The sequence below is a fragment of the Actinocorallia aurantiaca genome (assembly GCF_039533685.1).
Taxonomy (GTDB): Bacteria; Actinomycetota; Actinomycetes; order Streptosporangiales; family Streptosporangiaceae; genus Actinocorallia; species Actinocorallia aurantiaca.
Genome location: NZ_BAAATZ010000006.1, coordinates 445630 through 460043 on the forward strand (window position 1 = coordinate 445630; position 14414 = coordinate 460043).

The 14414-nt window shown below is 69.6% G+C and carries 13 protein-coding genes; 7 read left to right on the forward strand and 6 right to left on the reverse strand.

Features of this window, described 5'->3' with window-relative positions; genetic code table 11:
- Positions 1–258 precede the first annotated feature (258 nt).
- From ABD327_RS09105 to ABD327_RS09120, 4 genes are all read left to right on the forward strand, one after another.
- A complete protein-coding gene (locus tag ABD327_RS09105; protein ID WP_344449794.1) occupies positions 259–948 on the forward strand; it encodes a succinate dehydrogenase cytochrome b subunit in 690 nt (229 codons plus the stop codon).
- Positions 948–2888, forward strand: coding sequence for a fumarate reductase/succinate dehydrogenase flavoprotein subunit (locus tag ABD327_RS09110; RefSeq protein ID WP_344449795.1), 1941 nt, complete (start codon positions 948–950; stop codon positions 2886–2888). Before ABD327_RS09105 ends, ABD327_RS09110 begins: the two co-directional genes overlap by 1 nt.
- Positions 2889–2902: 14 nt before the next feature.
- The gene (locus ABD327_RS09115) at positions 2903–3643 is read left to right on the forward strand and encodes a succinate dehydrogenase/fumarate reductase iron-sulfur subunit (RefSeq protein ID WP_344449796.1); all 741 of its coding nucleotides are present in this window, start codon (positions 2903–2905) and stop codon (positions 3641–3643) included.
- Positions 3644–3853: 210 nt separating this feature from the next.
- On the forward strand, positions 3854–4417 hold the full coding sequence (locus ABD327_RS09120; RefSeq protein ID WP_344449797.1) for a hypothetical protein: 564 nt from the start codon (positions 3854–3856) through the stop codon (positions 4415–4417).
- Between the two features lie 61 nt (positions 4418–4478).
- On the opposite strand, the gene ABD327_RS09125 is transcribed toward ABD327_RS09120, so the two are convergent.
- Genes ABD327_RS09125 through ABD327_RS09135 form a run of 3 tightly spaced genes read right to left on the reverse strand, consistent with a single transcriptional unit; the run spans position 4479 to position 7970 of the window.
- Positions 4479–5249 (reverse strand): succinate dehydrogenase/fumarate reductase iron-sulfur subunit, encoded by a 771-nt coding sequence (locus ABD327_RS09125; protein ID WP_344449798.1) that lies wholly within the window; start codon positions 5247–5249, stop codon positions 4479–4481.
- Positions 5246–7132, reverse strand: coding sequence for a fumarate reductase/succinate dehydrogenase flavoprotein subunit (locus ABD327_RS09130; protein WP_344449799.1), 1887 nt, complete (start codon positions 7130–7132; stop codon positions 5246–5248). The genes ABD327_RS09125 and ABD327_RS09130 overlap by 4 nt, the downstream gene beginning before the upstream one ends.
- A gap of 7 nt (positions 7133–7139) precedes the next feature.
- The gene (locus ABD327_RS09135) at positions 7140–7970 is read right to left on the reverse strand and encodes a hypothetical protein (RefSeq protein WP_344449800.1); all 831 of its coding nucleotides are present in this window, start codon (positions 7968–7970) and stop codon (positions 7140–7142) included.
- Positions 7971–8264: 294 nt separating this feature from the next.
- Between ABD327_RS09135 and ABD327_RS09140 the strand changes: the two genes are divergently transcribed.
- Positions 8265–8894: a DUF4282 domain-containing protein gene (locus tag ABD327_RS09140; protein ID WP_344449801.1), complete on the forward strand. Its 630-nt coding sequence runs from the start codon at positions 8265–8267 to the stop codon at positions 8892–8894.
- A gap of 74 nt (positions 8895–8968) precedes the next feature.
- The gene (locus tag ABD327_RS09145; protein ID WP_344449802.1) at positions 8969–9637 is read left to right on the forward strand and encodes a hypothetical protein; all 669 of its coding nucleotides are present in this window, start codon (positions 8969–8971) and stop codon (positions 9635–9637) included.
- Positions 9638–9640: 3 nt separating this feature from the next.
- Here ABD327_RS09145 and ABD327_RS09150 read toward each other — a convergent pair whose 3' ends face one another.
- Together ABD327_RS09150 and ABD327_RS09155 are read right to left on the reverse strand one after the other, a co-directional pair.
- A complete protein-coding gene (locus ABD327_RS09150; RefSeq protein ID WP_344449803.1) occupies positions 9641–10690 on the reverse strand; it encodes a VldE C-terminal domain-containing protein in 1050 nt (349 codons plus the stop codon).
- A gap of 102 nt (positions 10691–10792) precedes the next feature.
- Entirely contained in the window at positions 10793–11416 is a 624-nt protein-coding gene (locus ABD327_RS09155; protein WP_344449804.1) for a prepilin peptidase, read from the reverse strand.
- 87 nt (positions 11417–11503) lie between these two features.
- On the opposite strand from ABD327_RS09155, the gene ABD327_RS09160 reads away from it, so the two are divergent.
- Positions 11504–12325 (forward strand): SCO4651 family lipoprotein, encoded by an 822-nt coding sequence (locus ABD327_RS09160; protein ID WP_344449806.1) that lies wholly within the window; start codon positions 11504–11506, stop codon positions 12323–12325.
- Here the strand turns inward: ABD327_RS09160 and ABD327_RS09165 are convergent.
- Positions 12318–14348, reverse strand: coding sequence for a WD40 repeat domain-containing serine/threonine protein kinase (locus ABD327_RS09165; protein WP_344449808.1), 2031 nt, complete (start codon positions 14346–14348; stop codon positions 12318–12320). The two genes, ABD327_RS09160 and ABD327_RS09165, sit on opposite strands and share 8 nt — an antisense overlap.
- Positions 14349–14414: the final 66 nt, after the last annotated feature.

Consider the following 14414-nt stretch of genomic DNA (forward strand, 5'->3'; position numbering starts at 1 on the left):
CCTTCGGGGCACCCCGGAGAGCGGCCGGAAAAGTGAGGGGTACGGTGAGTTCGAAGCCGGTTCGGAAGGGGCGCGAGGTCCCGTCCGGGCAGCTCACGGCCTCCCGGGGTTCCCGGTGAGCATGTGAAATCCGTCACCGGAGTGGTCTGAACCAACCGGCGAATTCGCCTGCCCGGCAGCACTCATAGTCTGCGGCTATGGAAACTAGAAGGTTCATGACTTGGACCTAATAGTTGTCACATTTGTACGGTTCGGCCCGTGGCTATAGCGACGATCCCCGCCCTCTACCGGTCCACGGTGGGCAAGAAAGCGATCATGGCCGTGACCGGCGGCCTGATGGTGCTCTTCATTCTCGGGCACATGATCGGAAACCTGAAGATCTTCTTCGGGCTCCAGGAGTTCAACGGCTATGCGGCCTGGTTGCGCACCCTCGGTGAACCCGCCCTGCACGAAGGCTGGTTCCTGTGGATCCAGCGGGTGGGCCTGCTGGTCGTCATCTTCCTGCACTTCAGCACCGCCGCCGAGCTGACGGCGCGGGCGAAGCGGGCCCGTCCGGTGAAGTACCAGCACCGGGCGAAGGTCAACGGCTCCTACGCGGCGCGCACCATGCGCTGGGGCGGCGTGATCATCCTGCTCTTCCTCGTGTGGCACATCCTCGACCTGACGGTCGGCACCGTGAACCCGAACGGCGTGCACGGCGAGGCCTACCAGAACGTCGTCGCCGGTTTCGCCCCCGACCGCTGGTGGGTGACCCTCTTCTACGCGGCCGCCGTCATCGCGCTCGGCTTCCACCTGCGCCACGGCCTGGTCAGCGCGGTGCAGACGCTCGGTTTGAAGAACCCGAAGCACGAGGCTCCCCTGAACCTCTTCGCCACCGCCTTCTCCCTGCTGATCGTCGTCGGATTCCTGGTTGTTCCCTTCTCCGTGACCGTGGGGTTGATCGACTAATGAGCGAGACCGAATACTTCCGCGTCGGCGACCCGGTCGCCGACACCAAGGCCCCGGCGTCCACGCCGATCGCGGACCGCTGGACCCAGCGCAAGTTCGACGTGAAGCTGGTCAACCCGGCCAACAAGCGCAAGAAGACCGTCATCATCGTCGGCACCGGCCTGGCCGGCGGCTCGGCGGGCGCCACCCTGGGCGAGCTGGGCTACAAGGTCATCCAGTTCTGCTTCCAGGACTCCCCGCGCCGCGCCCACTCCATCGCCGCGCAGGGCGGCATCAACGCCGCGAAGAACTACCGCAACGACGGCGACTCGGTGCACCGTCTGTTCTACGACACGGTCAAGGGCGGCGACTTCCGCGCCCGCGAGTCGAACGTGCACCGCCTGGCGGAGATCTCCACCCAGATCATCGACCAGTGCGTCGCGCAGGGCGTCCCGTTCGCCCGCGAGTACGGCGGCCTGCTCGACAACCGCTCCTTCGGCGGCGCGCAGGTCTCCCGGACGTTCTACGCCCGCGGCCAGACGGGCCAGCAGCTGCTGCTCGGCGCCTACCAGGCGCTGATGCGCCAGGTGGACCTCGGCAACGTCGAGCTGCACGCCCGGCACGAGATGCTCGACCTGATCATGCACGAGGGCAAGGCGCGCGGCGTCGTCGTCCGCAACCTGATCACCGGCGAGATCAAGTCCTACACCGCCGACGTGGTCATCCTGGCGACCGGCGGCTACGGCAACGTGTACTTCCTGTCCACGAACGCCATGGGCTCCAACGTGACGGCGGCCTGGCGGGCGCACAAGAAGGGCGCGCTGTTCGCCAACCCCTGCTACACGCAGATCCACCCGACCTGCATCCCGGTCTCCGGCGACCACCAGTCGAAGCTGACCCTGATGTCGGAGTCGCTGCGCAACGACGGCCGCGTGTGGGTGCCGAAGGAGGCGGGCGACGCCCGCAGGCCTTCGGACATCCCCGAGGACGAGCGCGACTACTACCTGGAGCGCATCTACCCGGCGTTCGGCAACCTGGTGCCGCGTGACATCGCCTCCCGCGCCGCCAAGAACGTCTGCGACGAGGGCCGCGGCGTCGGCCCCGGCGGCCTGGGCGTCTACCTGGACTTCAAGGACGCGATCACGCGTCTGGGCCGCAAGGCCGTCGAGGCCAAGTACGACAACCTCTTCCAGATGTACGAGCGCATCACGGGCGAGAACCCGTACGAGCAGCCGATGCGCATCTACCCCGCCGTGCACTACACGATGGGCGGCCTGTGGGTGGACTACGACCTCGAGTCGACCATCCCCGGCATGTTCGTGCTGGGCGAGGCCAACTTCTCCGACCACGGCGCCAACCGCCTCGGCGCGTCCGCGCTGATGCAGGGCCTGGCGGACGGCTACTTCGTCATCCCGCAGACCGTCGGCGACTACCTGGCGAAGAACCCGGCCGCCCCGGTGCCGGACGAGGCCGTCCAGGAGGCCGAGGGCGCGGTCAAGGCCCAGGTCGAGAAGTTCCTGTCGATCAAGGGCAACCGCACGGTGGACTCCTACCACCGCGAGCTGGGCCAGATCATGTGGGAGTACTGCGGCATGGAGCGGACGGACGAGGGCCTGCGCAAGGCCATCGGCATGATCCGCGAGCTGCGTGAGGACTTCTGGCAGAACGTGACCGTTCCGGGCTCCGGCGACGACCTGAACCAGTCGCTGGAGAAGGCCGGCCGGGTCGCCGACTTCCTGGAGCTCGGCGAGCTCATGTGCGTCGACGCCCTGCACCGCACCGAGTCCTGCGGCGGGCACTTCCGTGCCGAGTCCCAGGACGAGGAGGGCGAGGCCAAGCGCGACGACGAGGCCTTCTCCTACGCCGCCGCCTGGGAGTGGACCGGCGGTGACCTGCCGGTGCTCCACAAGGAAGAGCTCCTCTTCGAATACGTCAAGCCCAGCACCCGCTCTTACAAGTAAGAGGCGCGAATCTCATGAAGCTGAAGCTCCGCATCTGGCGTCAGAAGAACGCCGATGACAAGGGCCAGATGGTCACCTACGACGTCGACGGCATCTCCGAGGACGCCTCGTTCCTGGAAATGCTCGACGTGCTCAACGAGCGCCTGGCCCTGGAGGGCGAGGAGCCGATCGCGTTCGACCACGACTGCCGCGAGGGCATCTGCGGCATGTGCTCGCTGGTGATCAACGGCCAGCCGCACGGTCCCGAGCGCAACACCACCACGTGCCAGCTGCACATGCGCAAGTTCAGGGACGGCGAGACGATCGACGTCGAGCCGTGGCGGGCCAAGGCCTTCCCGGTCGTCAAGGACCTGGTCGTCGACCGCGGCGCGTTCGACAAGATCATCGAGGCGGGCGGCTACATCTCCGCCCCGACCGGCACCGCGCCGGACGCGCACGCCACCCCGGTGCCCAAGGCCGACGCCGACAAGGCGTTCGTCGCCGCCGAGTGCATCGGCTGCGGCGCGTGCGTGGCGGCCTGCCCGAACGGTTCCGGCTCGCTGTTCATGTCGGCCAAGATCTCGCACCTGGGCCTGCTCCCGCAGGGCCAGCCCGAGCGTGACAGCCGGGTCCTCGAGATGGTCAAGACCCACGACGAGCTGGACTTCGGCGGCTGCACCAACACCGGCGAGTGCACCGTGGCCTGCCCGAAGGGCATCCCGCTGGAGTTCATCGGCCGGATGAACAAGGACTGGCTGAAGGCCTCCGGAAAGTAACCTCTCCGGTACCGGCGCGAATCAGCACGAAGGACGCTCCAGGGCTCGACCCTGGAGCGTCTTTTTGTTGGTTTTTGTCACGCCTGGACCAGAAAGGGCCAGATCTTGAAAGTTGTTCATTTCTGTCACTACTCTTAGCAGGCTCGACGCGAGGGAGTTCGAGCCTCCTCCTCGCCGTCCCCCCGAGTTCCGCCCCACGAGGAGCCATCCTTGAAGATCCGCAAGCCCGCTCTGGCCGCCGCCACCCTGGCCCTGGCCATCACCCCGGCCCTGACCGCCGTCACCCCGGCGCAGGCCGCCCCCTCCAAGGCCCAGGTCCTGGCCGCCGCCCTCGTCGAAGAACTGAGCCTGGTCGAGCAGGTCCTGGCCGCGTTCCCGCCCGCCATGGCCGACATCGCCCGCCAGCTCCTCGCCGGTGACTTCACCCGGTTCTTCGAGCTGTTCACCGAGGCCATGAAGCTGACGCCGACCCAGATCAACACGATCATCGCCACGCTGCAGACGATCCTGGGCCAGTTCGGCGGCACCGAGCCCCCGCCGGCCACCACGCCGCCGCCGGCCACCGAGCCCGCCCCGGTCACGGACCCCGCCCCGGTCGTCACGCCCGCCTCCTTCAACGGCGGCCCCGTCTTCAAGCAGGTCTCCGCCCCCGGCGACACCCAGGACCAGAAGATCGCCTGGGTCCTCGACGCCCTGCTGCAGGACGCGGGCAAGAAGCGCAACGGCCAGGTCGTCGCCAACATCCTGGTCAACGTGGCCCTCTCAGCCCGGTAACCCCCCTCACGAAGGAGCCCCCGTCCCTTTCCGGGACGGGGGCTCCTTCGCGTTCGGGCGCTCAGGCGCTCGGGGTGTCCTCGCCCTTGCGGACGATGCCGAGCTTGGAGCCCAGCCAGACCAGGGGGTCGTACTTCTTGCCGACCACCCGCTCCTTCATCGGGATCAGGGCGTTGTCGGTGATCTTGATGTGCTCGGGGCACACCTCGGTGCAGCACTTGGTGATGTTGCACAGGCCCAGGCCGTGGTCGTTCTGGGCGATCTCACGGCGGTCCTGGACGTCGGCGGGGTGCATCTCCAGCTCGGCGATGCGCATGAGGAAGCGCGGGCCGGCGAACTTCGGCTCGTTCTCCTCGTGGTCGCGGATCACGTGGCAGACGTTGTTGCACAGGAAGCACTCGATGCACTTGCGGAACTCCTGCGAGCGCTCCACGTCGATCTGCTGCATCCGGAAGTCGCCGGGGGCGGTGTCCCCGCCGTCGAACGCCGGGATCTGCCGGGCCTTCTCGTAGTTGAACGACACGTCCGTGACGAGGTCGCGGATCACCGGGAACGTGCGGACTGGGGTGACCGTGACGGTCTCGTCCTCGGCGAACGTCGACATCCGCGTCATGCACAGCAGCCGGGGCTTGCCGTTGATCTCGGCCGAGCACGAGCCGCACTTGCCGGCCTTGCAGTTCCAGCGGACCGCCAGGTCCGGGGTCTGCGTGGCCTGCAGCCGGTGGATGACGTCGAGGACGACCTCGCCCTCGTTCACCTCGACCTCGAAGTCCTGGAGCGAGCCTTCGCCGCTGTCTCCGCGCCACACGCGGAACCTGCCCAGATAGCTCATGAGGGGATCTCCTCCTCGGTGAGGTACTTCTTCAGTTCGGAGTTCTCGAAGAGGGCCAGCAGGTCGGGGCGCATCGGGTCCAGCGGCTGGCGCCGCAGCTCCACCCCGCCGTCGGCGTCCAGCCGGCAGACCAGGTTGACCTTGCGCCACTCGGGGGACATGGCCGGGTGGTCCTCGCGGGTGTGGCCGCCGCGCGACTCCTGCCGCGTCAGCGCGGCCTTCGCCACGCACTCGGAGACGATCAGCATGTTGCGCAGGTCCAGCGCCAGGTGCCAGCCGGGGTGGTAGCCGCGGCCGCCGGGACCCGCCTCCAGGACGCCGACGTTCTCGACCCGCTCGCGCAGCTTCACCAGCGCCTCCAGCGCCGTCTCCAGCTCGCTCTCGGTGCGGATGATGCCGACCAGCTCGTTCATGGTCTGCTGGAGCTCGCCGTGCACGGTGTAGGGGTTCTCGCCCTCGGGGCGCGCGAACGGAGCCAGCGCCTCGGCCGCGGCGGCCTCGACCTCGGCCTCGGGCACCGAGGGCGGCGCCTCCAGCGACTCCAGGTAGTCGACCGCGCCCGCGCCCGCCCTGCGGCCGAAGACCAGCAGGTCCGACAGGGAGTTGCCGCCCAGCCGGTTGGAGCCGTGCATGCCGCCGGTGCACTCGCCCGCCCCGAACAGGCCGGGGACCAGCGCCGCGCCGGTGTCGGGGTCGACCTCGACGCCGCCCATGACGTAGTGGCAGGTCGGGCCGACCTGCATCGGCTCCTTGGTGATGTCGACGTCGGCCAGCTCCTTGAACTGGTGGTACATCGACGGGAGCTTCCTGGTGATCACGTCGGCGGGGAGCCGCGAGGAGACGTCCAGGAAGACGCCGCCCTGCGGGGAGCCCCGGCCGGCCTTCACCTCGGAGTTGATCGCGCGGGCCACCTCGTCACGCGGCAGCAGCTCCGGCGGGCGCCGGTTGTTGTCGGGATCGGTGTACCAGCGGTCGCCCTCCTCCTCGGTGGTGGCGTACTGGTCCTTGAAGACGTCGGGGACGTAGTCGAACATGAAGCGCTTGCCCTCGGAGTTCGTCAGCACCCCGCCGTCGCCCCGGACCGACTCGGTGACCAGGATGCCCTTCACCGAGGGCGGCCAGACCATGCCGGTCGGGTGGAACTGGATGAACTCCATGTTGATCAGCGACGCCCCGGCCAGCAGCGCCAGCGCGTGGCCGTCCCCGGTGTACTCCCAGGAGTTGGAGGTCACCTTGAACGCCTTGCCGATGCCGCCGGTCGCCAGGATGACGGCGGGGGCCTCGAAGACCACGAACTTCCCGGTCTCGCGGACGTAGGCGAACGCGCCGCAGATGCGGTCGCCGTCCTTCAGCAGCCGCGTGACGGTCGTCTCGGCCCACACCTTGATCCGGGCGTCGTAGTCGCCGAACTCGGCGTGGTCCTCCTGCTGGAGGGCGACGATCTTCTGCTGGGTGGTGCGGATCAGCTCCAGGCCGGTCCGGTCGCCCACGTGCGCCAGCCGGGGGTAGGTGTGGCCGCCGAAGTTGCGCTGGGAGATCTTGCCGTCCTTGGTGCGGTCGAACAGCGCGCCCCAGGCCTCCAGCTCCCACACCCGCTCGGGTGCCTCCTTGGCGTGCAGCTCGGCCATCCGCCAGTTGTTGAGGAACTTGCCTCCGCGCATGGTGTCGCGGAAGTGCACCTGCCAGTCGTCGTTGCTGTTGACGTTGCCCATCGCGGCCGCCGCGCCGCCCTCGGCCATGACGGTGTGCGCCTTGCCGAGCAGCGACTTGGAGATGACCGCGACCTTCTTGCCGCGCAGCCGGGCCTCGATGGCCGCACGCATTCCCGCGCCGCCCGCGCCGATGACGACGACGTCGTAGGAGTGTCGCTCGAATTCAGTCATGAGGACCTCAGTTGAAGAAGCGGAAGTCGTTGATGGTGTCGCTGGCCACGAGCATCACGTAGAAGTCGGCGACCACCAGGGACCCGAGCGTGACGAGGGCGTACGTCCCGTGCTGGGCGTTGATCTTCGAGACCCACGTCCACAGGCGGTAGCGGACGGGGTTCTTGGAGAAGTTCTTCATCCTGCCGCCCACCACGTGCCTGCAGGAGTGGCACGAGAGCGTGTACAGCCACAGCAGGATGACGTTGGCCAGCAGGATGAGGCTGCCCAGGCCGATGCCGAAGCCGCCGTCCTTGCCCTTGAAGGCCAGGATCGCGTCATAGGTGTTGATCACCGAGATGACGCCCGCGATGAGCCAGAAGTACCGGTGCAGGTTCTGCCCGATCAGCGGGAAGCGGGTCTCGCCGGTGTACTTGGCGTGCGGCTCGCGGACTCCGCAAGCCTGCGGGGACGCCCAGAAGGACCGGTAGTAGGCCTTGCGGTAGTAATAGCAGGTCAACCGGAAGAGCAGCAGGAACGGCAGGGAGACCAGCGCGTAGGGAATGAAAAAAGGCACGTTCGCGGGTACGAACGTGCCGAAGTGCGCGGCGCTTCCCGTCACCCCGTCGAGTGTGACGCTGTTGCACGCCTCGTTCACACAGGGCGAGTAGAACGGGGTCAGGTAGTTGTACTCGGGGACGTAGAAGGCGGAGCCCCACATCGCGCGGACCGTCGCGTAGGCGACCCAGGCGGTGAAGATGATGAACGTGACATATGGATACTTCCGCCAGTCGTCGGTCCGGAAGGTCTTCGCCGAGATCCGCGCCCGCGTCTTCGCGGGTGCTTCGACCGTAGCCATCGCAGCCTCCTCAGGGGTCTGAGGAAGGCGACCTTACGCTCTTCCCCGACCGATGTGACACAGCTAACAACGCGCCATCTTGCTGTGATGCTCATCACAGATGCTTTTCCCCGACTCGATAGCCGGAGGCTATGGACAGGACATCTGAAGGGAATTGGTTTCGGCTGATTGATTCGCCCTTTATGCCCCTTCCTCTTTCCCCTACAACAGGTAACCCCACTCCGTGTCGGCCACGCTCGCCACCCCCCGCGCTCTAAGGTGGACGCAGGTTCCCCGATGACAGGAGCAGGCCGGATGACCACCCCGTCCGAACAGCCGAGGTTCAACCCCCAGCAGTACGGATACGGCCCGAACCAGCCCCCCGAGCAGCAGGGCCGCCCCGGCCCCCAGAACCCGCCGGGACAGCAGGGCCAGCCCGGCCAGCAGGCGCGCCCGCAGAACCCGCCGCAGCAGTGGCAGCCCGGCCCGCAGCACACCGGCCCGCAGCAGGCCCTCCCTCCGCAGAGCCACACCGGCCCGCAGCAGGCGCTCCCCCCGCAGGACCGCCAGCGCCCGCAGTCGCCCCCGCCCGGCCAGTCCCAGGGGCACCCCGTCGTCCGCAAGAAGGGCTTCTTCGGCGCCCTGCTGGACACGAAGTTCGACGCGATGGTCACCCCGATGCTCATCCGGGGCTTCTACCTCCTGTCCCTGGCCGTCATCACGCTGATCAGCGTGTTCCTGTTCCTGGGCATCTGGGGCCTGGACGGCAACAACCCCTACGACGAGGGCGACTCCGACAAGTTCTTCTACGTGGCCCTCGTCGTCGCCCCCCTCTTCTGGCTGTTCCAGGTGCTCTTCGTCCGGATGGCCCTGGAGTTCGTGATCAACCAGTTCAAGATCACCGAAGAGCTGCAGAAGATCCGCCGCAACACCACGGGCCGCTGAACATCTCAGTTTGAACCCCCCGCGGGGAACCGGACTCTTACCCTGAGGCAACCCCCTACATCTCAGGAGCTCCCGTGTTCTCTCGCGTCACGCTGTGCACGATCGCCGGCGCCCTGCTGCTCTCCGGCTGCCAGGGCGACCCGTCCACGACCGCGCCTCCCGCGTCCCCGGACACGTCCTCCTCGGCGGCCTCAGTGGACCCGACAGAGTCTCCGGCCGCCGCCGGGCAGGGCCAGGTGCTGCGCTCCCGCGGCTTCAGCGTCACCGTCCCCGCCGGATGGAACCAGGTGGATCTCACGACGGACACCTCCGAGGTCGTCCAGGTCTCCTGGGGCGTCAAGGACAACCCGCTCGGGGAGCTCGTGATGGACCTGCAGAAGGAGCTCAAGGCCAAGGGCGCCGTCTGGGCGCTCGACCCGGCGTCGGCGTCCGGCTCGTTCGCCGTCCACCTGAGCGCCGCCTGCGACTCCGGCGGCCTCACCGGCAGCGACCTGGAATCCCTCCGCAGGAAGGCCCAGGCCAAGACCGGCGCCCAGGTGGAGGACACCGCCGTCGGCGGCAAGCCCGCCCTGAAGATCACCTCTTCGGGCACCCGCAGCCACGACCAGGTCACCTACAAGCAGGTGGACGTCCGCGTCCCCGTCTCCGACGACGAGTTCTGCTACGTCTCCCTCGAAGGCCCCCCGGAGTCCCTCACCCCGGCCGTGGTCGACCCGATCGCCGCCTCCTTCACCCTGGAGTAGGCGTCAGTACATCGAGATGTGGACGTGGTCCCAGTGGTTCTGGGTGATGCTGCCGCGGTTCTCCATGGGGCGCCAGCCCTCGCCCGCGCGGTCGGCGTTCCAGATCTGCTGCTTCCAGATGACGTAGTGGATGCCCAGCGCCTTGGCGTTGGCGACGGCCCAGGCGGCCATGGCGTCGCCTCGGGCCTCCTGCGCGGCGTTGGGCATCTGGCCGTAGGGGCCCGTCATGAAGTCGCAGGCCTTTCCCTTGCCGTGGTCCTGCGGGTCGCCTTCGCGCAGGCAGCCGACCGGGTAGGGGGCGCCGAAGGTCTCGATGACCTTGGCGCGCATCTCGGCGGTGCGCTCGGTGATGCCGCCGGGGCCGATGGCCTCGGGAGGGTAGTTGCCGCCGTCCTCGTCCGAAGGGAAGCCCAGGTAGGGGACGGCGGAGCCCTCGTCCACCAGGCGGATCTTGATGAGCTTCTCGAGGATGCCGCGGTCGCCGTTCGGGTAGACCTGGATTCCGTCGCAGAACAGCTGGTACCCGGTGGCCTCGGTGACGACCGGCACGCAGACGGGCCAGTTGACGGTGGCGGTCGCCGTGGCGGTGCCCGAACGGCCCTGGCCCTTCCGCCCCGCGGAGTCGGTGCAGTCCTCGGCGCCGTCGGCCTGCTCGTCCTCCTCGAGGAGCTGGCAGTCCTTGGTCTTCACCGAGACCTTCACGGTGTCGCCCGCGACGCCGCTGAGCTCCGGCGCGCCCACCAGGGCGGTGCCGTTCTTGTCGGCGTACTCGGCGGCGGGCGGCTGGGGGCCGCCAGGAACCAGCCAGTAGCCGGCCGAGGACGGGTCCAGGCCCTGCGTCAGCGTCAGGTCCACCGCCTCGTCCCGCAGCGCGGCGAGCGCGCCCAGCGCCGCGGCGTCCGCTCCGGTCTGCGCGCGGGTGCGCATGTCGCCGGCCTGCGCGATCCGTGACAACAGGAGCAGCGCCATGGCCAGGAACAGCACCATGGCCATCATGAGAATGGGGGTGGCCGCGCCCTCGTCCCGGCGCCGCCCTCGGATCCGCCTCGCCATCGAGCACCCCTCGAGAGAACGGCAGTGTCGCGGGACCGTACGGTCCCCGAGCAACCTAGAGGGGCGCGGGCGCGCGCGGACAGGGCCCGTGGGCCCAATCCGTCACGGCGGCAGCAGCACCGCCGCCAGCGCTCCGCCGATCATGAACGGACCGTAGGGGAAGTGGGTGCCGCGCTTGCCTCGCAGCAGCAGCACCACTCCCCACAGGCCGCCCGCCAGCATGCCGCCGACCATGCCCCAGATCCAGGCGTCCAGCCCGAGCCAGCCCAGGTACAGGCCGAGCACGCCGGCGAGCTTGACGTCGCCGCGGCCGATCGCGTCGGGCAGCAGGAAGTGCTGCACTCCGTAGACGAGCCACAGGGCGGCCAGGCCGATCAGCCCGTACACGAGCCGGGGGAAGCCCTGCTCGGTGAAGGGAGCCGCCGCCGCGAGCAGGAGCGGGCCGGCCAGGTAGGCGGGCAGCGTGTAGGGGTCGGGGAGTCGCTGCACGGCCAGGTCGATGAAGGTCAGCAGCGTGCAGACGATCCCGAAGTACAGGTACGCGACGAGCACGGGGTGCGCGCCGAAGCGCAGTGCCAGCGCGGCCGAGACCAGCCCGGCGGTCACCGCGGTCGCCGTCCTGCGGCGGGCGCCGAGTTCCCCGGTGTACCGCTCGGCCGCCGGTGCGAGGAACCAGCCTGCGAGCAGCCCGGCCAGCCCCACGCCCAAGCACAACGCCACGATCATGGACGAACTGTAGGAACGGCGCGGCTCACCCGACAGGGTCCCTGGACCCATGCCCCGGCGGGCCGCCTCGGGCTAGCCTCGGTCTCCATGTCCATCCCCGCGCGTCCTCTGAGGAACCTGCTGCCCGCCTCCCTGCTGGTCCCGGCGCTGCTGCTCGGCGGCTGCTCGTCCGGCGGCGTCGAAGAGCCCGCAACCCCCACGAGCGCCCCGGCGAGCAGCCCGGCGGGCGATCCCGCCGTCCAGCTCCCCTCCGTGGAGCTGCCGGACTCCGCCGGCCCGCTCGTCGACACGATCAGCGGACGGGTGAAGGAGGCGGGGAGCGTCCACGCCGAGATCACCGCCAAGGGCGAGGGGGCCGAGAAGGGCAGCGGGGACCTGCGCACCGACACCGAGTCGCCCGCGCTCCGGCTGACCATCTCCGGGCCGCCCCCGACCGAGGCCGTGGTCCTGGACGGCGTGGTCTACGCCCGGACCGAGGGCGAGGAGATCGAGCCCGGCAAGCCGTGGGCCAAGCTCTCCCGGGACGACATCCCGGCCGAGCCCGTGGAGGTGAAGCAGATGCTCACCGCCCTGCTGGACGGCGTCGAGTCGTCGCTTCGTGAGCTCTCAGTGGACACCGGTCTGGACATCGTCCGCAAGGGCCGCCTCAAGGGCGACCCCGCCGAGGAGAACCTGGACGGCACGCAGGTCCGCCGGTACGAGGGCGAGACCGACGCGGCGAAGCTCACCGAGCAGAAGTTCAAGGGCTCCGGCGCGGTCGGCTGGACGCTGTGGGTCGGCACGGACGGGCTGCCCCGCCGGTTCTACGCGGTGCTGAAGGACTCCAGCTTCACCGTCGACTACTCGCGCTGGGGCGTGCCGGTGACCATCGAGGCGCCGCCCGCCAACCAGGTGTCCACGATCAGCTGATGCGCCACAGCCGGATGGTGCGGTCGGTGCCCGCGGTGACCAGGCCGCTGCCGTCCGGGGTGAACCCGATGGTGAACACCCAGTCCTCGTGGCCGGTGATGACGGCCGTGGACGTCCCGGTGGCGACGTCCCACAGGCGGACGGTCCGGTCGTGACCGGCCGAGGCGAGGGTCCTGCCGTCGGGGCTGAAGCACACCATGTTGACGCGGCTGCGGTGGCCCGAGAACACCGCCAGCCGGCGTCCGGTGCCGGCGTCCCAGATCCGGACGGCGTTGTCGGTTCCGCCGGAGGCCAGGCGGGTGCCGTCCGGGCTGAACCTGACCGTCTGCACCCAGTGGGTGTGGCCGGTGAGCACCCGGCGCGGCTCCCCCGTCGCGGCGTCCCAGAGGCGGACGGTCCGGTCGTTGCTCGCCGTCGCGAGGAGCCGTCCGTCGGGGCTGTGGTCGACGGAGGTGACCCAGTCGGTGTGGCCGGTGAGCGTGAGGCGGACTTCGCCGGTCGCCACGTCCCACAGCCTGGCCTCTCCGTCGTGGCTCCCGGTCGCGAGGGTGCGTCCGTCGGGGCTCCAGGAGAGCGCGGCGACCCAGGAGGAGTGCGGCATGCTCCGGATCTGCCTGCCGCCCGCGACTTCGACGAGCCGCGCAGAGTTGTCGGAGGCGACCGAGGCGAAGACGCTCCCGTCCGGGCTCGGTTCGAGGCTGCTGCGGACTCCCCGGTAGGTCTCGACGACCTTCTTCTTCTCGACGTTCCAGCGCAGCACCGCTTCGGCGGTGCTGGTGAACAGCTCGGTCCCGTCCACGCTGTAGACGGCGGTGTAGACGGTGTCCGGCTGTACGGGCAGGGTCCCGGCCTCGGCGACCTCGCGGGGCGGCGCGCTTCCGGCGGGGGTCGGCGGCCCGTCCGGTCCCGTCGCCTCTCCGTCCTTCAGCAGCAGCACCGAGGGGATCGCGGCCAGGAACACCGTCCCCGCGGCGGCCCCGAGCAGGACGCGGCGGCCGGGCACTCCCCGGATCCGGGGCGGGCGGAGCGGCTCGGTGGCCGCTCCGGCCAGGGTCTCGCCGAGTCCGAGGTCGGTGGGAGGGTCGGTATCTTCGGCGTACTCGGCGTACTCGGCGGACGGCCTGTCGGTTTCTTCCTGCTCGTCCGGTTCGACGGACGGCGGCGGTTCCATCGCCAGGGTCGCGGCGGGGTCGTGGTCCCCGGCCTCCTCCGGTTCACCGTCGTGGGCCAGCAGCGCGAGCAGCGCCTCGGTGGCGGAGGGCCGGTCGGCGGGCTGCTTGGACAGGCAGGACGCGACGACCGAGCGCACCGGTTCGGCCAGGCCCTCCAGGTCGGGTTCCTCGTGCAGGATGCGGTGCAGGACGGCCGGGATGCTGTCGCTGCCGAACGCCGGTTCGCCCGTCGCGGCGAAGACCATGGTGACGCCCCAGCCGAACATGTCGCCGCGGGAGTCGGCGGGCGCCCCGGAGACGACCTCCGGGGCGATGAAGGCGGGGGTGCCGATGGAGTCGGTGGTGGACGACCCGCCGTCCTGGAGGCGGGCGAGCCCGAAGTCGATGACCCGGGGCCCGTCCGGCCCGTAGATGATGTTGCCGGGCTTGAAGTCGCGGTGGACGACCCCGGCCCGGTGGATGGCGGACAGCGCGGTGAGGGTGGAGGTGGCCAGGCGCTCCAGCGCGTCGGGCCCGCGCGGCCCCTCGGCGCGCACCAGTTCGGCGAGGGTCGGCCCCGGCACGTACTCGCTGGCCACATACGGCCGGTCGCCGGTGGCGTCCACGTCCAGGACCCTGGCGGTGCAGAACTGCCGGACCTTGCGGGTCGCCTCGATCTCGCGGAGCAGCCTGCGGCGCGCCTTAGGATCGTCCGACAGCCGTGCGTGCAGGACCTTCACCGCCACCCTGCGGCCGTCGGGCGCCTGCGCGAGATAGACGACGCCCTGGCCGCCCGAGCCCAGCCTGCCCACCAGGCGGTAGCGGCCGATCCGCCTGGGATCGGCGCGGTCGAGCGGGCTCGCTGCCGACACCTGGGCCTCCGGGAACGACCTGTCCGTTCGAACTCGCCGGGCCGCTCCGTGTGAAGATCTCGATCA